The following is a 20,150-nucleotide window of genomic DNA, read 5'->3' on the forward strand; positions in this document are numbered from 1 at the left end:
ATAAGCGCCAATCAACAAGTGGAAGGCTGACCTTGAACTACCTCACAGATTCGATGCGGGGAACGAACGTTCTCGTCACGGGAGCATCGGGAGGCATTGGCGGAGCCTGCGCCGAACTGTTCGCCGCACACGGCGCGACCGTGTACCTCACCGATGTCAACGACGACACCGGGCGCGCATTCACGGCGACGTTGGGCGCGAACGCGTACTACCGCCATCTCGACGTGACGAGCGAAACTGACTGGGCGGATGCAACAGCCGCGATGGCGGCGGCCGGCCACGACATCACGGTGCTGGTCAACAGCGCCGGAGCTGCGATGAAGGCGACTCTGGCGGATACGACACTCGACCAGTTTCGTCGGATGATCGACCTGAATCTCGTCGGTACGTTCCTCGGGCTGAAGACTGCGGCCGCAGCAATGGTTGGTGGCGGGTCCGTCATCAATCTCGCGTCCTTGCGCGGCGTGCTTGCCACTGCGGAGTTGGGCGCATACGGCGCAGCGAAATTCGGAGTTCGGGCCCTGACCAAGGTGGCCGCACTCGAGCTCGCCGACCGTGGTATCCGAGTCAACTCCGTCTGCCCCGGCAGCATCGAAACCGAGATCACGTCGGTATCGGACTTCGCCGATGATGACGTCGAGGCGTACGTACGGAGTATCCCGATGCAACGCCGTGGCGCGCCGGAAGAGGTTGCCAAGGTCATTCGCTTCCTGGCGGCTGACGACAGTAGTTACGTAACCGGAACGGACCTCCTCGTGGACGGCGGTCAGGCAGCCGGCGTCCGCACCCCCAAAATTTCGAACGAGAAAGTATAGAAATGGCATCACAATTCGCAGTTTCAGGTCTCACGAAGACCTATGGATCGAACGTGGTGGTCGATCAACTCGATCTCGAAATCGAGCAGGGCGAGTTCCTTGTCCTGCTCGGTCCGAGTGGTTGCGGCAAGACCACAACACTGCGGTGCCTGGCAGGATTGGAAACCCCTCAGGGCGGCTCGATCTCGTTCGGCGGAAGGCAGGTATTCGACGCCTCCACCAAAACCGATGTGCCCGCGCACAAGCGGAACATCGGCATGGTGTTCCAGTCATATGCGCTCTGGCCGCACATGACGGTCCGGGACAACATCCGATACCCGCTCAAGGTCCGCAAGCTCAAACAGGCCATCGCCGAGGGTGCGGTGGAGAAGGCAGCCGAAATGGTCGATTGCGGCGCGCTGCTCGATCGGTACCCGTCGCAGCTCAGTGGTGGGCAGCAACAGCGAGTTGCTGTGGCCCGAGGCCTCGTTGCGCAACCGGATCTGGTCTTGTTCGACGAACCCCTGAGCAACTTGGACGCACGCCTTCGTGACCAGGTGCGCTCCCAGATCCATCAGCTGCATCAACGCCTCGGGTTCACCGCCGTCTTCGTCACGCACGATCAGGCCGAGGCGTTTGCTCTCGCCGATCGGATCGCAATCATGAAGTCCGGCAAGATCGAACAGTACGACGCGCCGGAACACGTGTTCGAGAATCCGGTGTCCGAGTACGTCGCAGCTTTCATCGGCATGGGTAATCGACTGGAGCTGCGCCGCGGCCACGACGGTTGGATCACGAGCGCGAACGACGTCATCGATCTCAGCAACGCCAGCGTGCGCGACCGCGCTGACGAGGGTACCGCCGCGGTGGCGCGGTTCCGGCCGGACGACGTGCAGATGCATGCCTCGATGGACGATGTCCCGACCGGAAATGTTGCACTGCCTGCCGAACTGGTGACGTACGAGTACGCCGGACGACACTTCGATGTATTGGTCAAGACCGGTACCGAACAACTGGCATTGCGTGCCAGTGCTGCCGAACACAGTGCCACACTGCGCGCCAGTGATCCGGGTACCCCCATGGTGATCAGCTTCTCTCCGTCCAGCATGCGTGTATACGCCGATCCGGACGCCACTGCGGTCGCCGTTCCCGAGCTGGTCGCACCGGGTGTAGGAGACCGATCCTGATGGCAACCGCAACCGCAACCGCAACCACAACCGCAACCACAACCGCCGGCGGATCCGTCAAGTCGTTCTCGATTTCACGGCAGTGGCAAGCCCGCATCGGCTACGCGATTCTGATCGCCGTTCTTGCGTATCTCGTAGTGCTGCCGATGATTCGACTGCAGATGTTGGCGTTCGAGGATGGCGGCGCGGGCTACCGTACGCAGTACGGACGCTACGATGTGGCCGAGGCAATCTGGACGACGATCGCCCTGGCACTCGGCTCACTGGTGATCGCGATGGTCCTCGGTACCGTGCTGGCATTCGCCGCCAGCCGACTCCCGGAGAAACTGGGATGGCTTCGCATCGTCCCCATTCTCCCGATCGTCATGCCTGCTGTCGCGAACATCGTCGGCTGGGCATTCCTGCTCTCGCCCGGTCCCGGCTATCTCAATGTGCTCTTGCGCAAGCTCCCCTGGTGGAGCGGAACCGACACCGGACCCATCGACGTGTACACCATTCCGTGGATCGTGATCCTCACCGGTTTCGGCCTCACGTCGTTCGTCTACTTGTTCGTCAGCTCCGGCATGCAGAACATCAGCTCGGAGCATCTCGAAGCCGCTCAGGTGAGCGGATCGTCGACGGTCGGAATCTTCTTCAAGATCGTTCTGCCGTTGCTACGACCGTCGCTGATCTATGGCGGCGGAATCGCATTGCTGCTCGGTCTGGGACAGTTCACCGGTCCGCTACTGCTGGGCCAGAATTCGGGCGTCAAGGTCCTGACCACGGAGATGTACCGCCGAGTGTCCGAGTCCCCTTCGGATTTCGCGGCCGCGGCAGCTGCCGGTTCACCACTGGTGATCTTCGGTTTGGTGCTCGTCCTGGTGCAGAAGGTGCTGCTGGGCAACCAGACTCGGTTTGTCACGCACGGCGGCAAGGCATTTGCCTCGTCCACCGGCCGGGCTACCTGGGCGACGGCCACCGTGGTGATCTTCTCGATGTTCGCACTGGTCATTCCGCTGATCGGACTGATCATCGTCTCGCTGACGCCGTACTGGTCCGGATCGCTGTCGTGGGGTCTACTGACCCTGGACAACTTCCGGGAGCTCTGGTCGACCAGTGCGATCACCGAATCCGTTGTCACCAGCGTACTTACCTCACTGGGTGCGGTGATCATCTGTATTCCGATCGGGTACGCGCTGGCCAACCTCCTGGTCCGCGGGCGCCGCTTCAAGATCCTGGCCTTGCTGGCCGACCTGATGACCGCCTTGCCGCTCGGCATCCCCGCGGTGATCTTCGGCGTCGGCTTCCTGCTGACGTACACCGAACCGCCGTTCATCCTGTACGGCACCCGCACGGTCATCATCCTGGTCTACATCGTTCTGATGTTGCCGTTCGCTACACGAATGCAGATGACAGCCATGCTTGCGCTCGGCAACACATACAACGAGGCCTCGGCCACCAGCGGTGCATCCCCCTTCGTCACGACGCTGCGAATCATGTTGCCGCTCATGCGTCCGACGATTCTCAGCGCGGTCGCGTTGATGTTCATTCTCCTCACGCACGAGTTCGCCGCGTCGCTCCTGGTACGCGCTTCCACAACTCAGGTCATGGGAACGCTGCTGTTCGACATGTGGCAGAACGGTTCGTATCCGATGGTGGCCGCCATGGCGCTGCTGATGACCGCGGTGACCACAATCGGCGTTGCCATCGCCATGCTTGTCGGCGGGCGTAACGTCCTGAGCAAGCTGTGACAGAAAGTGAAGCTGAAATGATGTCGGTAGGCAATACTCGTTTGCGTGAGAAAGTGGTACTGGTAACCGGAGCCACCGGCGGTATCGGCGTCGAAATCGTCGGCCGCCTTGCGGCCGAAGGTGCTTCGGTGATCGTCACCGACATCAGCGGTGACGCGTGCGCCGAAGTGGTCGCGAGGCAGGATCAGCCCGACCGCCATCAGGCGCTCGCACTCGACATCGCCAGAGAAGAGCAATGGCAGAGCGTCATCGAAGCCGTCGCCGAGCGGCATTCCCGACTCGACGCCGTGGTGAACAACGGTGCGATCGGTAGTGTGGCTTCCGTCGTCGACGAAGACCTCGATCGGTACGACAAAGTCATCGAGGTCAGTCAGACCGGAACGTGGCTCGGCATGAAACACGCCGGGGCCTACATCGAAAGCACCGGCGGTGGTTCGGTCGTCAACATCTGCTCGATCCTCGGCACAGTCGGCGGATTGGGTAACAGCTTTGCCTACGCGGCCGCCAAGGGTGCGGTCCGCACGATGACAAAGAACGCCGCATTGCACTGGGCGACAAAGGGTGTGCGCGTGAATTCGGTGCATCCGGGATTTATCGAGACCCAGCAACTGCTGCGGCGTTACGAGGGTAGTGAGCGGCACCGGGCGATGATTGCGAATACGCCGATGGGCCGACTCGGCACGGCCTCGGAAGTTGCTGCCGCCGTGGCTTTCCTGGCGGGTGACGACTCGACCTTCGTCACCGGCACCGAGCTCTATGTCGACGGCGGTTGGACCTGCGCCTGAGAGCCTCGACAAACGGGGTGGATCTCTTCAGTTCGAACTGAAGAGATCCACCCCGTTCCTGTTCTGCACGGACAACTGCCCACGGTCGACGAGCACATCGAGGTGGGCAAGCGTTTCGCACGTGGCTACCATCTGGTTGAACGTGTCGAGAGAATCGAAGCCGCGTTCGCGTCGGGTCCAGGTCAACACCTCTGACACTTGCAGCCCTGAGACCTCGCCCAATTCGACTACCGCAGAAGCAGTCTGACCTAGACGGCGATCGTGGTGCACCAACAACTCCCGGCACCGCGCGTGCAGACCCGCACCTGTGCCGCCGTGAGCCGGCATCATGATCCGGTCCCGGTCGTCGAGCATCATCCGCAGCGAGCGGAGGTACGCTCCGAGTGGCAGCTCCCAATCGCCGAGTTCGAATCCGATCGACGGCGTGATCGTCGGCAACACGTGGTCTCCAGTGAAAGAGAGGCCGCGTTCGAGGTCATGAAAAACCATGTGCCCCTTAGTGTGTCCGGGAGTGTGTACCGCGAACAAACGATGGCCTGGAATATTGAGAGTGCCGGGGGAGAGCCAGTGATCGGGAGCCTCCCAGTCCGAGGGCTCGAAGGGTTCGTCGACCGAGTCTCGATAGACCTGCTCGGCGATTGTCGCTGCGCCGGATCGGTGCAGCTGAAGAATTGAGCTCTCTGGAACATTGTTGCCCAGCTTGGCGATTGCGGCGATCCCGGGAGATTCGGCTGCGCCGAGGTGGATTCGCGAACCATGCCGTCGACGCAGCTCAACGGCAAACGTGTAGTGGTCACGGTGGACATGCGTGACATAGATGTCGTGAATCTCCGCCGGGCTACGACCGATCAGCGCCAAGGCGTCGGACAACTCGGCGTGCGTGCTGTTCCGATGCCAACCGCCATCAACCAGTGCCAGTCCGTACGTGGTTTCGAGCGCGTAGACGTTGATTGCACGCAGGCCGTCCTGCGGCATCTGCAATGGGATCCGGAAAAGACCGTCGGCGACGCGATAGCAACCGGGCCGATCCCAAGAATCGGTCATTTTCCGCTGTCGACGAGCGGCACCATGGTCTTTTCGTCGCCGTACCACATCATCCGGCGGCCACCCATGGTGCCAACGTGATCAACGGCAGCCTGCCACTGTGGACTCGCCAGGGCGGCTTCGAGAGCCTCGCGTGACTCGAAACTCAAGACGGACAAACCATCCCACCCTTCCGACTTGGTCCCGAAGGCTTCGAGCAATTCGGTGTGCTGCCACCGCAGCAGGCCAGGAAGGGGGTAGGTGACGTCCGCGTGTTCGCCGCGCCACCAAGTGATGAACTGCTCATGGGTCCAGTCGGTGGGTCGGGATGCGACGAGAACGAGGTTGTACATGTCGACTCCTAATTGAATTCACTTTGGTTTCGATGGGCAGGTCGAACGGCTACTCGCCGCGCTCGGAGCGACCTACGTGCGCACCATCCGCAGAGCCGCATCGGTCACTCGATCGGCGATCTCCGTCAGGCTGAGTTGGCCGTCCGGGCGATACCACCGCCAAACGCTTATCACAAGGGCCAAGACGAGTCGGCCCATCAATCGAGGATCAGAATCGGCGAAGACGCCTTCCTTGATCCCACTCGCAATCAGCGCGGTCCACTTTTCTTCGATCTCTTGGACGAGTTCACGGGACTTCAGTCGTTCGGACTCTTCTTTTTCCGACTGTCGCTCCGCCGCAAGAAGATCCATGTGGCTCTGAAGAATGCGGCGCTGCAGAGCATCCCTCGGTGAAGCCTTGAGTGACACGACGATCGCCGCCCTGAGTGCCTTTGCGGGATCCGAGTCACCCTCGGTTGCAACAGTGACTCGCTCCAACGAATCGGCCAATTCCAGCCGCATGATGGTCAGCAGGCAATGTGCTTTCGATTCGAAATAGTGATAGAGCGCCGTCTGTCCGATACCGACCTCGTCGGCGATCGATGCCCACTTGGTGTGCTCGTAACCCAACTTGCCGAACTGGTCGATCGCCGTGGCAAGAATGAGAGTTCGCTTGGAGCGCGGACTCTCCCGGCGCAACGCGGTCTCTGCTGTCATGTGGCTCCCCCGGAGGTGCGTGGATGATTAGTTCGACCTTACCCCTTCTTGAGATGAACTCGTGTCAATTTCAGAGGCCAGGCCTGAGGCGAGCGCCACCGCATCTGCCCTGGAAAGCTTGCCGACTCGGTTCTGCGGAAGATCTTCGACGGAGAAGAGAAACTCCGGCCACTTGAACTTTGGAAAGCCCCTCGCGGCAAGCTGCGTGGTCGCCTCCGCCAGCGTCAGCGGTGCACCACCAGTGACGACGAGGGCCGCCGCCCGCTCGCCCAGAAGGTCGTCCGGCACCGGCACCACGCAAACCTGAACCACCGCGGGCAACGACGCAATCGCCGATTCCATTTCGTTGATGTCGATATTGCGGCCACCGCGGATGATGATTTGCTTCTGGCGTCCCATGACGCAGATCGATCCGTCTTCACCGACTTCGACCAGATCGCCCGTCGGCAGGAAGCCGTCCGAGGTGAGCTCGGGCAGCACCGGAACACCGCCGCGCGCATAGCCGACGAACAGCGACGGACCCTTCACCTGGGCGTCACCGATTTCGCCTGTGGTGAGTAGCGCTCCGGCCGCGTCGACGGCCCGAACGACGGTGCCTGGGAACGGGCGTCCGTCTCGCCCCAGTCGGACGGCCGGCGGATCGTCCAGACGCGGGGTCGTGTGGCCCAGGCATTCGGACATGCCGAATACTCGAAGGAAAGTGGTACCCAAGACGGTTTCGGCGTTCCCGAGTGTGCGCTCGTTCATCGGACCGCCACCAACTGTCAGGGCGCGCATCGCCGAGAGCTTGCCGTCGGCCTTTTCGGTAACCGAGAGCTGTAAGGCCATGGTCGGCACCAGCATCGTCCAGGCGACCCGGTGCTGCGCCATTGCCTCCAGTGCTATCGCAGGAGACCACTTCGCGATCGAAACCATCTGTCCGCCAAGGAAAGCAGGTAGATACATCCCGAAACAGAAAGCCGCGACCGACGACAGCGGCACAAAAGCGCCAACCGCCTCACCCTGTTGCAATCCGACGGTATCGATGGTGCTCTGGCAGGCGTAGCGGATTGCCTCCTCGGATTGGACGACACACTTCGGGCGACCGGTGGAACCGGAGGTCATTGCAATCGCGGTGCCACCGCGCCAGCGCTCGACGGAGGCGAAAGCGCCATGCCGAGACCTGAGCACTCGTGTTCCAAATGTGGTTGCGGAACCGGCAAACTGGTCGTCCTTGATGCCCCAGTGGGTCAGTGCATCGACATCGGCAACCACGAGATCCGGGTCGATGTCGTCGATCGCCATCTCGAATTCGGATTCGGTGGCGTGCGGACTGAAGACCGCGACTACGCCGCCGCGAAGTCCGATCGCAAGAGCCGTGGCCACCGTCTGCCACGTGTTGTCGGCCTGAATGAGCGCGGTCGGCGCCCCGTCGTTGATCGAAGCGATGGTATCGGCGAGTGAGCGAGCCGCCTCTACGATCGAACCGATTGTGTGAGAGCCTAATTCGTCGATCACCGCGATCTCGGCCGGGTTTCCTTCCGCGCGGGCGAGCATCTCCTGTGCGAGCACCTTCACTGCGGCGTCCCTCTTCCGTCTTCGAGTTCGATTGTGTATTTGATGTTTACAGCGATGAAGGGGCTGTGGGAACCAGGACGGCGCGGCCGGACAGATCGCCTGAACGCAGCCGATCGTATGCCTCCAAGGCGCTGCCGAACGGGAATGCGGTGACCTCCGCACGCAACTTTCCTGCACCGGCGAGCGCGACAACCTGACGCAGGTCCTCGATCGTGCCCCAGAACGGCGCCCGAACCTGCCAGCCGTTGACCAAACCAAGGCTTTTGCCGACGGTCAGTTGCCCGCCTGCACTTCCGACGACGACGAGCCGGCCGCCGGGAGCGAGAAACGCCGGAGCGGATTCGACCGTCGCCTGGGCCCCGACAAAGTCGAAGACCACGTCGGCCCGGCCGAGGCTCGCCACAGCCTCTGCCGCTTCTGCGAGGGTCGCAAAACACGCGCGTGCTCCCGATTCGAGCGCGAGAGCGTGTGTCTGGGTTCTTGTCTCGACGGCGATGATGTCGGTGACGCCGAAAGCGCGCAGGATCTGCACCGCCAGATGGCCGAGACCGCCGATGCCTATCACCAAGGCGACAGTGTCGGAGTCGATGAGGTCGCTGTTGGTCCGGATCGCGTGATATGCGGTCAGGCCGGCGTCGGCGAGCGGAGCGGCCTGCTCGGGGCTCAGTGAACCGGTGCGAACGAGAACAGCTTCCGAGGGGACCAGCAGGTATTCGGCCAGCCCGCCCGGATGGCCCAACCCGTTTCCGATCGGACTGAGTCGGCCGTCCGCACGCGGGACCTTCTCCAGGCAGTAGTTCTCGCGCTGGCGCCGGCAGTTACGGCACCGGCCACATGGCCAAACGCCGTGAATGACAACGCCTTCACCGATCCACGAGTGATCGGCGAGCGGTCCGGCCCCGACGACAGTGCCGGCAACCTCGTGACCGAGGGTCAGTGGCAACAGGTAATCGAAACGTCCGGCGGGCGAATCCATGACGTGCAGATCCGAGCGGCACAGACCAGCAGCGCCGACTTTGATCAGCAGTTGCCTGTCGGCCGGTTCAGGTACGGGGATCTCACGCACCTGCGGAGGCTTACCCCACGCCGTCAGCTGGACCGCCAACATCAGCGCGCCGTCCATCCACCGTCGACGACCAGCGCCTGGCCGGTCATGTAGGAGGAGGCATCCGAGGCCAGGAACAGCACTGCGCCGTTGATTTCGCCTTCGACGCCACCGCGGCCGAGCATGGTGTTCTTACGCACCCACCCCGCCGATTTGTCGTTGCTGAACAGCCCGTCGGTCATCTCCGTATCGAACCACCCGGGCACGACGGAGTTAACGCGGATCCCCCTGCGTCCCCACTGGCCGGCCAATTCCCGGGTCAAGCCGAGTGCTCCGGCCTTGGAGGCCGCGTAGCTCGCGCCGCCGATCGGGGCGGTGGACACCAGTCCGATCACGGAGGAGATGTTGATGTACGACGCGCGTTCGTTCTCCGGAAGTCGGGTCGAGGCGTAGGTCGCCAGGTGAAACCCGGATACCAGATTGAGTTCGAGTACCGAATTGAATCCCGCGATGGTTTCGTCCTCCGCGTTCGGCGGTCCGGGCATGCCGGCATTGTTGACCAGTACGTCCAGCCGTCCGGACTGTTCGTAACACCCGTCGATCAGCGCGCGCCGATCGGCGTCGTCGGTGATGTCGCAACGAACCGGAACGATTCCCGGTACCTCGGCTGCCAAGTCCTGTAGGCGGTCGAGCCGGCGGGCCGCGGCGTAGACTGTGGCACCTGCGCCGGCCAGCGTACGGGCAAATCCCATCCCGAGACCCGAAGAGGACCCGGTCACGATCGCTACCCGTCCGGCCAGTCCGAACATCTCGGTCAGCATCTGTCCACCTTCGAATCCGTTGTTTGTCATGGCTTTTACTGTCGATCTCAGCACTACGCAGTGTCAGTACACGGCGGTTCGGCCGCCGTCGACCGGGATGAGCGCGCCGGTCGTGTAGCCGGCCGCATCCGAGGCCAGGTGAGTCACCAGACCGGCGATCTCCTCTGGCCGACCCAGTCGCCCGGCAGGCAGACGGTCCACGATCTTTCCGATGAACTCGTCGTCCCAGTTCTCGGCCATGTCGGTAGCGAAACCACCCGGCATCACACAGTTGACCCGCACCGTCGGTGCATACTCCTGAGCAAACGCCCGGGTGAGCGCATTGAGGCCGTTCTTGGCCGCGGCGTACATCGCTTCCGGTGGGCTCGGGCGCTCCGCACCGATACTCGAGATGTTGATGATCGAGCCGCCGCCGGCCGCCCGCATCCGGTCTCCCGCGACGGCCATCAGCCGGAAAGGTCCCTTGACGTTGACCTCGATAGTTTTGTCCCACAGTCCTTCCGATGCGGCGAGCAAGTTGTCGGCCAGCGGCGCGATGCCGGCATTGTTGACAACGATGTCGAGGCTGCCGAATTCGGCAATGATCTTCTCGACCGCGGGCTCGATACTGTCCCAGTGCCCGACGTGCAGGGCGAACGGGTGAGCGGTTCCCGGACCGGTGTCACCGAGCGACGCCACCGCTTCGCGGCAGGATTCGAGCTTTCGGCTGGAGACGATCACTGTCGCGCCCGCGTCCCGGAGTCCGCGCGCGATGGCCAGTCCCAAACCGCGGCTCGCGCCGGTCACGAGCGCGACCTTACCGGTCAATTCTGGTGTACTCATTTGTGCTTCTTCACCTCGAGGCGGGCAATGGTGCGCAGATGGACCTCGCTGGGTCCGTCTGCAATCTGCAGGGCGCGGGTAATCGCATACAGCCGAGCCAGGATCGTGTCGTTGCTGACTCCGGCGGCGCCGTAAGTCTGCACCGCGCGGTCGACGACCTTGTGCGCAACTTCCATTGCTGCCACCTTGATGGCGGCTACTTCGGAGCGCGCAGACGCGTTGCCCTGGGTATCCATCAACCAAGCCGACTTGAGTACGAGCAACCTGATTTGGTCGATCTCGATGCGGCTGCGGGCAATCCATTCACGTACAACTCCGCGGTCGGCAAGGGTGCCTCCGAACGCTTCCCTTTCGAGCGCGCGCTTACACATCATGTCCAGTGCCCGTTCTGCCATACCGACGGCGCGCATTGCGTAGTGCATCCGGCCGGGGCCCAGGCGTCCCTGTGCGATGGCGAATCCGTCACCCTCGGTGCCGAGCATGTTTGCTGCCGGTACCCGAACATCGGTGAATTGAACTTCTCCGTGACCGAGTCGGTCTTGGTAGCCGAACATCGGCAGATCCCGAATGACCTCGACGCCGGGCGCGTCTGCCGGTACCAGGATCATGCTCTGCTGCCGGTAGGTTGGCCCTTCGGGATCCGACTTGCCCATGAAGATCATGAGCTTGCAGTCAGGATCGAGGATGCCGGAGGTGTACCACTTCCGGCCGTTGAGCACGTATTCGTCACCGTCACGTTGGATAGTCGATCGAATGTTCGTCGCATCCGAACTTGCCACGGCCGGTTCGGTCATCGCAAAAGCCGAACGAATACTGCAGTCCAGCAACGGCTTCAACCACTGCGCCTTCTGTTCGTCGGTGCCGAACATGGCGAGGATCTCCATGTTTCCGGTATCGGGAGCCGAGCAGTTGATCGTCTCGTTACCGATGATGGAGCGGCCGACGATCTCAGCCAGCGGAGCGTATTCGAGATTGGTCAGCCCGGCGCCGAGTCCGTCGTGGGTCATGAACAGATTCCACAGACCCAATTCGCGTGCCTTCGCCTGCAGATCGCGCATGATCTGGGGCTGTTCGTGCGGGTTGTCGTTGGCAGCGACCTGGGCGTCGTACACCGATTCCGCCGGATAGACGTAATCGGTCATGAAAGATTCGAGCTTGCCGAGCAGTTCCTCGGTCCGCGGGGAATAGGCGAAATCCACGGTAGGTCTCCTTAGGTGATTATCAGCGACGCAAAAGACCAGCGGTCCAAGAGATCTACGGACGCAGGAGAGCGGTACCGGTCTCGATCAACCGGTTGATGGTGTCGGGCAGCTTCTCCTGGTCCGGATCATGATGGCGACCCTCGCGGTGCCGACGCAGGTTGTGGCCCATGATCGCCGCCATCTTCAACCGGCCGAGTGCGTCGAACCAGTTGAGTTCGGGGAGCGCGGGACCTGTTCCGGTGTACAGCGCGACCAACTCTTCGGCGCTCGGCAGTCCGGTGACTTCCCGACCGACACCGGGGAAGTTCGAACCGTCGGCGAATACCAGGAACCAGCCCAATTCGACTCGTGGATCTCCGGCAGACCAGATTTCCCAGTCGATGAGTGCAACTGGTTCGAGTCCGTCGGAGATGATGTTGCCGAGACGGTAATCGCCGTGCACCAGTGTGGGTTCGATAGGTTCGGGAATGTCGGAGCGCAACAATTCCAACAGACGATCGGCGCCGACAACCAATTCCGGTGGCACTGCGCCCAGCGTCTTGGCCCAGCGCTCGAGCTCGTCTGCCGGTGTCAGGGGGTCTGCGAGTCCTGCAATGGTGGCCAGGTCCACCTCGTGCAGTCGCGGTAGAACTGCAGCGGCACGACGCATTCGATTGGCAGCGAGCACCGGATCGACGGCCGGGTCGTCGAGCACGGGCTCGAGTGACTGGCCTGCAACAAATTCCATGGCAAACCACGCGGGCTCGATCTCGTCGACGACAACTACGCGCGGCACCGGAACTTCGGTGCCGGCCAGCGCCTGCAGAATATGCGCCTGTCGCAGCATGTCGTGCCTGCCGATGGATCGCTGGCCTTCTGGCACCGCTTTGATCACCACGTCACCGGTCGAGGTGGTGGCGCGGTACGTCAGTCCGGAGTGTCCACCGAGTAGCGGCTGGAAGTCGGTTAACGTCGCACCGCAGTCCGCGAGCAGTTTGGCGGCGACCCGTTCTTGCAGAGACGAACTGTTCACGGTCGCGGCTCCCTTGGTAGACCGAGTACGCGCTCGGAGATGATGTTGTGCTGAATCTCGTCGGTGCCGCCGGCAATTCGGTATCCGGGGGCGCCGAGTGCGTGTTCGGACCAAGCGAACGTTCCCCATCGACCGGAATCGGCGGTGAGTTCACGGCCGAGCAGCAAACGGGCAACTTCGGACGTCCTGGCCATGGTGTCGGTGGCCAACAACTTTCCGAGTGATGCTTCAGGACCCGGTTCGTTGCCTGCAAGCATCGCTCCGGCCACCCGCATAGTGCTCACGCGCTGTAGATAGCTCCTGGTGACCAGGTCGGCCACCTTGTCCTTCTCGATCTCGGTCAGCTCGCGTCCGAGGTTCTGTGCGAGTGCAATTGCTTGATCTGCGTTGGCCAGACCGAGATTTCCGCCGTCGAGACGTTCGGCCGCCAGTACGGTGAGAGCAACCTGCCAACCCTTGCCGACCGGACCGAGTCGATACGTGTCTTCGAGTTCGACGCCGTCGAGGTACACCTCGTTGAACGAGCTGCCGCCGGTCATCTGCCGGATCGGGCGTATGGTCACGCCGGGTGCGTTCATCGGGACCAGAAACATGGTGAGCCCGGCGTGTTTCGCGACGGTGGCGTCGGTACGGCATACGGCAACTCCGTAGTCCGCCACCAGCGCGCCGGAGGTCCATACTTTGTGCCCGTCAAGGGTCCATGTGCCGACTTCGCTGCGTACCGCCTTGGTGCGGACGGCAGCCAGGTCCGATCCGGCCTCGGTCTCGGAGAACAGTTGGCAGGCAATGATGTCCGTGCGAAGCATTGCTCTTACGTAGCGTTCCTTCTGCTCGTCGGTGCCCCACTGCTCGATGGTCGGCGCGATCAATTGCTGTGTTACCGAGAACATCTCGGTCCGCCGAGGCACGTCGAACGATTCCTCGGCCCGGCGGAAGGCCAGCACGTATGACAGCGGCAGGCTGCGGCCGCCGCGTTCGGGCGGCCAACTCAATGCTCCCCAGCCGGCATCGAACTTCGCCTGCTCGTAGCGTGAGATTTCGTCGGTGTGCTCGCGCTCTTGCTCTGCGGTCCAATTCTCGAATACCGCCACCGAATCCGAACCAACGCCCCACACCGATTCGGTGCGAGGTGCGGCGACGCCACGCAACCAAGCGATGGCTTCCTCGGTGAACGCGGCGAGACCTGGAATCGTTTGTGGTGTCACTGATCTGCCCTCAGTCGTCTTCGCAAACTCAAACGGACAATACGGTGCATGCACTGATGCCCGGTGCGCCGTATACGTGGGTGAACCCGATCCGGGGAGTACCGGGAACCTGACGGGCACCCGCCTCACCGCGAAGTTGGGTGACTATCTCGTGCACCTGCCGAAGGCCCGATGCACCGATCGGCTCACCGTTGGCGATGCATCCACCGTCGGTGTTGATCGGAATGCGGCCTCCGATCTCCGTCTCGCCGGCCGAAATCATCGATTCCTGTTCGCCGGGCTCGCAGAAGCCGCACTCGGCCATGTGCATGATTTCTGCGCCGCTCTCGGTGTCCTGCAGCTGAGCCACGTCGACCTCGCCGGGGGAGATGCCTGCCTGCTCGAACGCTGCCCGGGCGGCGTCCGCACTGACACTGGTCGGTTCACCGCTACCTTGCACGGCCGGGCTGAAAACCTCGAAGGAGCCGAATCTTCGGGTGCGATGGGTGATTGCCCGAAGTGTGACCGCTCGTGTGCCGAGCGCGTTTGTTGCGCTCTCGCTGGCAACCACGATCGCGGCGGCGCCTTCTCCGGGTGAGCAGAACATGTAGCGGGTGAGCGGGTCGTTGACCATGTCGGCTGTCGCGATGGTCTCGGCAGACATCGCCTCCCGGCGCCAAGCATTCGGATTGAGAACGCCGTTGCGATAAGCCTTCTCGGCCACCCGCGCCAGGGTGCCGGCCGAAATGTCGTGCTGGCGCATGTAGCGCGAGATCTTGACTCCGAAGAATTGTGTGGTGACCATCAGACCGGCCTCGCCGTATCCCTCCGGCAGGCCCCACTCTTCCGGTCGGGGGTCGAATGCGCCGCGTGGGTGCTTGTCGAAGCCGACCGCCAGTGCGATCTCGGCCGCGCCCGACCGTACTGCATTGACCGCCGAGAAGAGTGCGCTACCGCCGGTTGCGCAACCGTTCTTGACGTTGGTGAAAGGTATTCCGGTGAAGCCGAGTTCGGCTACCAGGGTGTCGGCCAGCCCGGATCCGTCACTGCCGCCGAAGGCGACCTGGACGTCGGGCCATGAAAGTCCGGCATCATCGAGCGCGGCGCCGATCGCGGTGACGGCCATGGCACGCCCACTCACTCCCGGTTGCCGGCCGAACTTCGAAAGTCCGGCTCCGATGATCGAAACGGGCTGTGTCACTTGATTGCTCCCAGCTCTGTGTCACGATCGACAGCGAACCGGGGCACCGGTGAGGTGGCGACCAACGTCACCGGTGCCTGATCCAGTCCGTCGAAGTCTTCGCAGTCGACGATTGCCTCGACCTTGATTCCTTCAGGGAGTTCGATGTAACCGACTGCGAAGGGGGTGAACCCTTCAGTGGGCGGTACATACGGCGGCGATTTTGGAGGAAAACGTTGAATCGTGTACGCCCACAGCACACCTCGGGTACTCAACTCCAGAGGTGTTGCCGTCGGCGTTGCGCACTTGCTGCACATGACGCCGGCTGGAAACGCCACGGTGGCGCACACCGTGCACCGGCTGCCTTCGAGCACGATTGCTGTCTTCTCTGCCATGCCTATCCCTTCCGGTCTCGGGGTGAATCAGATCAGCGGCCGACCCACACCGGATCCCGCTTCTCGAGGAATGCGGTGACGCCTTCCTTGCCGTCTTCCGACTGCAGTGCGTTGCCGACGGCCAGGTGCTCCATGACCATGAGCGACTGGATGTCGGCATCGAGACCCTTGTCGATGCACATCTTGGTGAGCTTCATCATGAACGGGCTCTTGTCGGTCAGAGTCGCCGCGAAGTCTGCCACGGTCTGATCGAGCTGATCGGCCGGTGCCGACGCGTTGATCAGGTCGAATGCAGCGGCCTCGGTGCCCGAGAGCAGCTTGCCGGTGAGCATGAGCTCCTTGGTCTTGCGGACTCCGATCATGCGGGGCAGGCGGTAGATCGGGCCGGCGCCACCGAAGAGGGCGCGACGGATGTGGAAGTCACCGATTTTGGCGTCGTCCGATGCGATCGCGAAGTCGCACGAGATCATCAGTTCGAAGCCGCCGGCGGTGACGTAGCCCTCGAGGACTGCGATCGAGGGGGTGTTCATCGAGTAGAGACGGTCGCAGACCTTGGCCGAGAGCACGGCGACGTCCATCGCCGTGGTGCTGCCGATGAAATCGGAGAGCAGTTCATCCAGGTCGAAACCTGAGCAGAACGTGTTGTTGACGCCGCGTAGCACCAGAACCTTGAGGTTCGGATCGTTGTCGACCTCGACGATGATCTCGTCGAGGCGGTGCAGCAGCTCAACGGTCACTGCGTTCTTCTTGTGCGGGCGGTTGAGCCAAACCCGTGCGATGTCTCCGTCTTTCTCCAGCAGGATGTGGTCGGTCTCGATCATCATGAGCCTTTCGTTTGAAGATAAACTGAACTGGATTCACTTCAGTATGCAGATCGGGTGACGCTGCGTCAATACCCGGCCTCGGTGACATTCTTCTAACAGTCAAATGCCGATCAGTTCGGCGATGCGCGCGCGATGTGTGCGCGAATCACCCTGTACTGCTTCGTTTCCCAACGCTCGGCGGAAGTAGGAGTGCGCCGGGTGTTCCCACGTGAAGCCGACGCCGCCATGCAATTGCACGGACTCGGCCGCTGCGTCGATGGCGGCGTCGGTGCAGACGGCGCCGGCCACCGCGATCGCCAATCGGGCGGTGTCCGGGTTCTCGTCGTATACGGCTGCGGCATATCTGCTAGCCGATCGTGCGCGCTCGAGCAGTACGAGTACGTCGGCGAGTCGGTGCTTGACGGCTTGAAACGACCCAATCGGTCGCCCGAATTGCTGTCGGGTTTTCACGTATTCGACGGTCATCTCGAGCAATGCGTCGACAATCCCGGTGTTCTCGAAAGCGATTGCAAGCGTGCGTAAATCATGAATCCGAGTACAGATCCGGGTATAATCGTCGGCGCCGACCACGGGGACTGCCCATGCTTCCGCTACGGTCAGATGGGCCTGTCTGCGGGTGGGGTCGACGACTTCGAGCTCGCGCCAGTGCACCTGACCGGCTGTCTTGATTGCGAATATCTGCCGTCCGGCGGCGGTGTCGGCGGAGGCGATGACGACGTCGGCAGCAGCGCCACCTACGACGGCCGAGACCTCTCCGCTGAGAAGCCAAGAGGATTCACTTTCGACACCGCTGAGTCGGTCGGTCGCGGCAGTCAGCGGACTGACGCTTGCCACGGAGACCCCCTCGAGAATGTCGACCAGTAATTCGTCGACGGGATACGTTGCCGCCAATACCGCTTGGACGCCGAGGACCGCCGAGGAATACACCGGCTCACAGGCCAGCCTCCGACCGCACTCTTCGAGAATGATGCCGAGCTCGACCATGCCGTAACCCAGACCGCCGCGATCTTCCGGCGCAGCGAGTGAAGTGACCGACATATTCTCGATCAATTGCTGCCAGAGCTCCGGCGAGTATCCCTCGGCCGTGTGCGAAGCCGACCGGGCCTGTTCCACTCCACTGTGTTTTCCGAGCAACGCCCGAATCGCGTCACGAAGCTCCAATTGTTCATGGCCAGGATTGAGAGCAGCAGGCTCGGAGAGTGGCCAGGCGGGCTCTACCTGGGAAGTCGACGATTTCATATCACTCCACTTGACTTGAGTTCAGTTTGGTTATTTGATCGAGACTAGCGTGTTGAGGCCTCGACAAGAAGGGGTGAACCGAACTAAGTTCATCTCATGAGCTCAGTGATCGAAACCTATTACGCAACCGTGGACAGCGGTCGACTCGAAGATGCTGTGGCCTTGTTGGCCGAGAACGTGGAGTTCGCCATGGTCTTGCCCACCGGGGCCAATTACGGGAGTAGCCGCGCGTCAATGCTCGACTACCTGTCGGGTCGCCCTCCGGTAGATCGCAAACACAAGGTCCTGCGCGTGGCAGCCGACGGAGATCTGCACTTCCTGCACGGGTCGGTGACTGAGAACGGGACCACGACCACAGGCTATTTCGTCGGCGTCATGCACGTCGATGCCTCCGGTCTCGTCGATCGCTACCAGGTGACCTTCGACGCAGAGTTCAGCTTGATTCCCCCCAATTCGTTCGCCGAAGGAGTTCGCTGATGAGCGAGACCAACCAGACGCCAGTGCTCATCCAGTGGTTCGAGTACATGGATTCCGACGATCCGGACCGCGTGCTGACGATGATCAGCAAAGACTTCGTCATGTCCGTTCAGTTCTCGAAGGGCGATGGTCAGTCTGCCGAGTTCGTCGGCGATCGCGACGGTCTCGTCGCCTACCTGGCGCAACGCGAGAAGAGTGTTCTGATCCACCACATCGACGCCGGGGCATTCGTTGACGGCGTCGAGTTGTCACTCGGCCGCACCACTCGAGGCGGCGAGTTCGAGGCTTCGTTCAACGCCACCGCGCAGCTCGACAGCGAGGGCAAGGTGCGGCGCCTACTGATCGCTCGCACCCCCGAACTGTCCTTCTCCTGATTCCAGCTCCATCCAGGCCGACCTCGGGTACCGCGCAGCCTCCCCGCGCTACCCGGGGACGCCGTATTTCTCCCGCGATCTCGCACTCCTCCGCGATCTCTATCGCAGGCGCGCGCCGCCACTCTGGCAGGCAGCCCTCCCTCTCGTCCGGCCGAAACAACTGAGCCGTCATGACCAAAAGGAATCCCTGTGAGTGAACAAGCATTTATCTACGAGGCCATTCGCACGCCGAGAGGCAAGCTGCGAAAAGGCTCGTTGAACAGCGTCAAGCCTGTCGACCTTGTAGTCGGGCTGATTCAGGAACTCGGAACACGTTTTACTGCAATGGATCCCGCAGAAATCGACGACGTAGTACTAGGCGTCGTCTCCCCGGTGGGCGAGCAGGGTGCCGTCATCGCGCGCACCGCGGCCCTGCTCGCGGGATTGCCGGATTCGGTGCCGGGAACGCAAGTCAATCGCTTCTGTGCCTCAGGTCTCGAGGCCACAAACCTGGCGGCGCAGAAAGTTGCGTCCGGTTGGGACGACCTGGTGATCGCCGGCGGCGTCGAGTCGATGTCGCGCGTCCCGATGGGCAGCGACGGCGGCGCCATCTTCACCGACCCGGCGACCGCATACGACCTGTACATCGCCCCGCAGGGGATCGGCGCTGACCTCATCGCCACCGTCGAGGGATTCACCCGCGAGGACATCGACGGTTATGCGGCGCAGTCGCAGGAGCGCGCGGAAAGCGCTTGGAGCGCAGGCTATTTCTCCAAATCCGTGGTTCCGGTCCGGGACTTCAACGGGGTCGTCCTCCTCGATCACGACGAGCATCGCCGTCCGGGAAGCACCGTCGAAAGTCTGGGGAGGCTCACGCCTGCGTTCGAAAAGCTGGCGGCTACAACCGGTTTCGACGAGGTTGCGCTGCAGAAGTACGTCAACGTAGAAAAGATCAACCACATCCACACCGGCGGTAACTCTTCGGGCATCGTCGACGGTGCCGCACTGGTGCTCGTCGGCAGCGAAGCCGCGGGTAAGCGCGGCGGCCTGACGCCACGCGGCCGCGTCGTGGCCACCGCCCAAACCGGTAGTGAACCGACGATCATGCTGACCGGACCGACCTCGGCCACCGAACTCGCTCTGAAGCGGGCCGGACTGACCGTGGACGACATCGACGTCTTCGAGCTCAACGAGGCCTTTGCCTCCGTGGTCATGAAGTGGATGAAGGATCTGAAGATCCCGCACGAGAAGACCAACGTCAACGGCGGGGCCATCGCGATGGGTCACCCACTCGGCGCTACCGGAGCCATGCTGGTCGGCACCGTGCTCGACGAACTCGAACGTACCGGCGGACGCTACGGCCTGATCACGCTGTGCATCGGCGGCGGCATGGGTATAGCCACCGTCATCGAACGCGTCTGAGTCTGCACCCCCGGTCCGCTCCTCCCTCTGTTGAAGAGAAAGAACATAC

General features: G+C 62.4%; 21 protein-coding genes. 7 read left to right on the plus strand and 14 right to left on the minus strand.

Features of this window, described 5'->3' with window-relative positions; translation table 11 throughout:
- Positions 1-53 precede the first annotated feature (53 nt).
- Genes ACFQ6Y_RS25865 through ACFQ6Y_RS25880 form a run of 4 tightly spaced genes read left to right on the plus strand, consistent with a single transcriptional unit; the run spans position 54 to position 4,496 of the window.
- Complete coding sequence (locus ACFQ6Y_RS25865; protein ID WP_378639544.1) at positions 54-815, plus strand: SDR family NAD(P)-dependent oxidoreductase; 762 nt, start codon at positions 54-56, stop codon at positions 813-815.
- 2 nt (positions 816-817) lie between these two features.
- A complete protein-coding gene (locus ACFQ6Y_RS25870) occupies positions 818-1,981 on the plus strand; it encodes an ABC transporter ATP-binding protein (RefSeq protein WP_378638819.1) in 1,164 nt (387 codons plus the stop codon).
- Positions 1,981-3,711 (plus strand): ABC transporter permease, encoded by a 1,731-nt coding sequence (locus ACFQ6Y_RS25875; protein ID WP_378638822.1) that lies wholly within the window; start codon positions 1,981-1,983, stop codon positions 3,709-3,711. The genes ACFQ6Y_RS25870 and ACFQ6Y_RS25875 overlap by 1 nt, the downstream gene beginning before the upstream one ends.
- 20 nt (positions 3,712-3,731) lie before the next feature.
- On the plus strand, positions 3,732-4,496 hold the full coding sequence (locus tag ACFQ6Y_RS25880) for an SDR family NAD(P)-dependent oxidoreductase (RefSeq protein ID WP_378639546.1): 765 nt from the start codon (positions 3,732-3,734) through the stop codon (positions 4,494-4,496).
- 27 nt (positions 4,497-4,523) lie between these two features.
- Here ACFQ6Y_RS25880 and ACFQ6Y_RS25885 read toward each other — a convergent pair whose 3' ends face one another.
- The 14 genes from ACFQ6Y_RS25885 to ACFQ6Y_RS25950 all read right to left on the minus strand — a co-directional run bounded on the left by ACFQ6Y_RS25885 (position 4,524) and on the right by ACFQ6Y_RS25950 (position 17,849).
- Positions 4,524-5,540 carry an MBL fold metallo-hydrolase gene (locus ACFQ6Y_RS25885; RefSeq protein WP_378638825.1) on the minus strand — a complete coding sequence of 339 codons (1,017 nt, stop codon included), beginning with the start codon at positions 5,538-5,540 and terminating at the stop codon, positions 4,524-4,526.
- Positions 5,537-5,872, minus strand: a complete 336-nt coding sequence (locus ACFQ6Y_RS25890; RefSeq protein ID WP_378638828.1) for an EthD domain-containing protein — start codon at positions 5,870-5,872, stop codon at positions 5,537-5,539. Before ACFQ6Y_RS25890 ends, ACFQ6Y_RS25885 begins: the two co-directional genes overlap by 4 nt.
- Before the next feature lie 72 nt (positions 5,873-5,944).
- A complete protein-coding gene (locus ACFQ6Y_RS25895) occupies positions 5,945-6,568 on the minus strand; it encodes a TetR family transcriptional regulator (protein WP_378638831.1) in 624 nt (207 codons plus the stop codon).
- 27 nt (positions 6,569-6,595) lie between these two features.
- Entirely contained in the window at positions 6,596-8,104 is a 1,509-nt protein-coding gene (locus ACFQ6Y_RS25900) for a class I adenylate-forming enzyme family protein (RefSeq protein WP_378639551.1), read from the minus strand.
- A 67-nt stretch (positions 8,105-8,171) separates the two neighbouring features.
- Positions 8,172-9,233, minus strand: a complete 1,062-nt coding sequence (locus ACFQ6Y_RS25905) for an NAD(P)-dependent alcohol dehydrogenase (RefSeq protein ID WP_378639554.1) — start codon at positions 9,231-9,233, stop codon at positions 8,172-8,174.
- On the minus strand, positions 9,233-10,021 hold the full coding sequence (locus ACFQ6Y_RS25910) for an SDR family NAD(P)-dependent oxidoreductase (RefSeq protein WP_378638834.1): 789 nt from the start codon (positions 10,019-10,021) through the stop codon (positions 9,233-9,235). Before ACFQ6Y_RS25910 ends, ACFQ6Y_RS25905 begins: the two co-directional genes overlap by 1 nt.
- 33 nt (positions 10,022-10,054) lie before the next feature.
- On the minus strand, positions 10,055-10,813 hold the full coding sequence (locus tag ACFQ6Y_RS25915; RefSeq protein ID WP_378638837.1) for an SDR family NAD(P)-dependent oxidoreductase: 759 nt from the start codon (positions 10,811-10,813) through the stop codon (positions 10,055-10,057).
- A complete protein-coding gene (locus tag ACFQ6Y_RS25920) occupies positions 10,810-12,012 on the minus strand; it encodes an acyl-CoA dehydrogenase family protein (RefSeq protein ID WP_378638841.1) in 1,203 nt (400 codons plus the stop codon). The genes ACFQ6Y_RS25915 and ACFQ6Y_RS25920 overlap by 4 nt, the downstream gene beginning before the upstream one ends.
- Positions 12,013-12,067: 55 nt before the next feature.
- Positions 12,068-13,027: a phosphotransferase family protein gene (locus ACFQ6Y_RS25925; RefSeq protein ID WP_378638844.1), complete on the minus strand. Its 960-nt coding sequence runs from the start codon at positions 13,025-13,027 to the stop codon at positions 12,068-12,070.
- A complete protein-coding gene (locus tag ACFQ6Y_RS25930) occupies positions 13,024-14,232 on the minus strand; it encodes an acyl-CoA dehydrogenase family protein (RefSeq protein ID WP_378638848.1) in 1,209 nt (402 codons plus the stop codon). The genes ACFQ6Y_RS25925 and ACFQ6Y_RS25930 overlap by 4 nt, the downstream gene beginning before the upstream one ends.
- A gap of 28 nt (positions 14,233-14,260) precedes the next feature.
- Positions 14,261-15,412 (minus strand): thiolase family protein, encoded by a 1,152-nt coding sequence (locus ACFQ6Y_RS25935; RefSeq protein ID WP_378638852.1) that lies wholly within the window; start codon positions 15,410-15,412, stop codon positions 14,261-14,263.
- Entirely contained in the window at positions 15,409-15,786 is a 378-nt protein-coding gene (locus ACFQ6Y_RS25940; RefSeq protein ID WP_378638854.1) for a Zn-ribbon domain-containing OB-fold protein, read from the minus strand. The genes ACFQ6Y_RS25935 and ACFQ6Y_RS25940 overlap by 4 nt, the downstream gene beginning before the upstream one ends.
- A gap of 32 nt (positions 15,787-15,818) precedes the next feature.
- Positions 15,819-16,607: an enoyl-CoA hydratase/isomerase family protein gene (locus ACFQ6Y_RS25945; RefSeq protein ID WP_031331690.1), complete on the minus strand. Its 789-nt coding sequence runs from the start codon at positions 16,605-16,607 to the stop codon at positions 15,819-15,821.
- A gap of 102 nt (positions 16,608-16,709) precedes the next feature.
- The gene (locus ACFQ6Y_RS25950; protein ID WP_378638856.1) at positions 16,710-17,849 is read right to left on the minus strand and encodes an acyl-CoA dehydrogenase family protein; all 1,140 of its coding nucleotides are present in this window, start codon (positions 17,847-17,849) and stop codon (positions 16,710-16,712) included.
- Positions 17,850-17,945: 96 nt separating this feature from the next.
- Here ACFQ6Y_RS25950 and ACFQ6Y_RS25955 point away from each other — a divergent pair, with 96 nt between their 5' ends.
- The 3 genes from ACFQ6Y_RS25955 (at position 17,946) to ACFQ6Y_RS25965 (ending at position 20,101) form a co-directional block, all read left to right on the plus strand.
- Positions 17,946-18,326: a nuclear transport factor 2 family protein gene (locus tag ACFQ6Y_RS25955; RefSeq protein ID WP_378638862.1), complete on the plus strand. Its 381-nt coding sequence runs from the start codon at positions 17,946-17,948 to the stop codon at positions 18,324-18,326.
- Positions 18,326-18,700, plus strand: a complete 375-nt coding sequence (locus ACFQ6Y_RS25960) for a hypothetical protein (protein ID WP_378638866.1) — start codon at positions 18,326-18,328, stop codon at positions 18,698-18,700. Before ACFQ6Y_RS25955 ends, ACFQ6Y_RS25960 begins: the two co-directional genes overlap by 1 nt.
- A 189-nt stretch (positions 18,701-18,889) precedes the next feature.
- The gene (locus tag ACFQ6Y_RS25965; RefSeq protein WP_378638871.1) at positions 18,890-20,101 is read left to right on the plus strand and encodes an acetyl-CoA C-acetyltransferase; all 1,212 of its coding nucleotides are present in this window, start codon (positions 18,890-18,892) and stop codon (positions 20,099-20,101) included.
- Positions 20,102-20,150 lie beyond the last annotated feature (49 nt).

It is taken from the genome of Rhodococcus sp. NPDC056516, assembly GCF_042794655.1.
Lineage (GTDB): Bacteria > Actinomycetota > Actinomycetes > Mycobacteriales > Mycobacteriaceae > Rhodococcus_F.

Coding starts and splice junctions, on each gene's coding strand:
- ACFQ6Y_RS25910 (WP_378638834.1), bottom strand. CDS start 10,021: ATGACAAACAACGGATTCGAAGGTGGACAGATGCTGACCGAGATGTTC.
- ACFQ6Y_RS25885 (WP_378638825.1), bottom strand. CDS start 5,540: ATGACCGATTCTTGGGATCGGCCCGGTTGCTATCGCGTCGCCGACGGT.
- ACFQ6Y_RS25895 (WP_378638831.1), bottom strand. CDS start 6,568: ATGACAGCAGAGACCGCGTTGCGCCGGGAGAGTCCGCGCTCCAAGCGA.
- ACFQ6Y_RS25915 (WP_378638837.1), bottom strand. CDS start 10,813: ATGAGTACACCAGAATTGACCGGTAAGGTCGCGCTCGTGACCGGCGCG.
- ACFQ6Y_RS25940 (WP_378638854.1), bottom strand. CDS start 15,786: ATGGCAGAGAAGACAGCAATCGTGCTCGAAGGCAGCCGGTGCACGGTG.
- ACFQ6Y_RS25900 (WP_378639551.1), bottom strand. CDS start 8,104: ATGCTCGCCCGCGCGGAAGGAAACCCGGCCGAGATCGCGGTGATCGAC.
- ACFQ6Y_RS25875 (WP_378638822.1), top strand. CDS start 1,981: ATGGCAACCGCAACCGCAACCGCAACCACAACCGCAACCACAACCGCC.
- ACFQ6Y_RS25950 (WP_378638856.1), bottom strand. CDS start 17,849: ATGAAATCGTCGACTTCCCAGGTAGAGCCCGCCTGGCCACTCTCCGAG.
- ACFQ6Y_RS25880 (WP_378639546.1), top strand. CDS start 3,732: ATGTCGGTAGGCAATACTCGTTTGCGTGAGAAAGTGGTACTGGTAACC.
- ACFQ6Y_RS25955 (WP_378638862.1), top strand. CDS start 17,946: ATGAGCTCAGTGATCGAAACCTATTACGCAACCGTGGACAGCGGTCGA.
- ACFQ6Y_RS25960 (WP_378638866.1), top strand. CDS start 18,326: ATGAGCGAGACCAACCAGACGCCAGTGCTCATCCAGTGGTTCGAGTAC.
- ACFQ6Y_RS25945 (WP_031331690.1), bottom strand. CDS start 16,607: ATGATCGAGACCGACCACATCCTGCTGGAGAAAGACGGAGACATCGCA.
- ACFQ6Y_RS25865 (WP_378639544.1), top strand. CDS start 54: ATGCGGGGAACGAACGTTCTCGTCACGGGAGCATCGGGAGGCATTGGC.
- ACFQ6Y_RS25890 (WP_378638828.1), bottom strand. CDS start 5,872: ATGTACAACCTCGTTCTCGTCGCATCCCGACCCACCGACTGGACCCAT.
- ACFQ6Y_RS25870 (WP_378638819.1), top strand. CDS start 818: ATGGCATCACAATTCGCAGTTTCAGGTCTCACGAAGACCTATGGATCG.
- ACFQ6Y_RS25905 (WP_378639554.1), bottom strand. CDS start 9,233: ATGTTGGCGGTCCAGCTGACGGCGTGGGGTAAGCCTCCGCAGGTGCGT.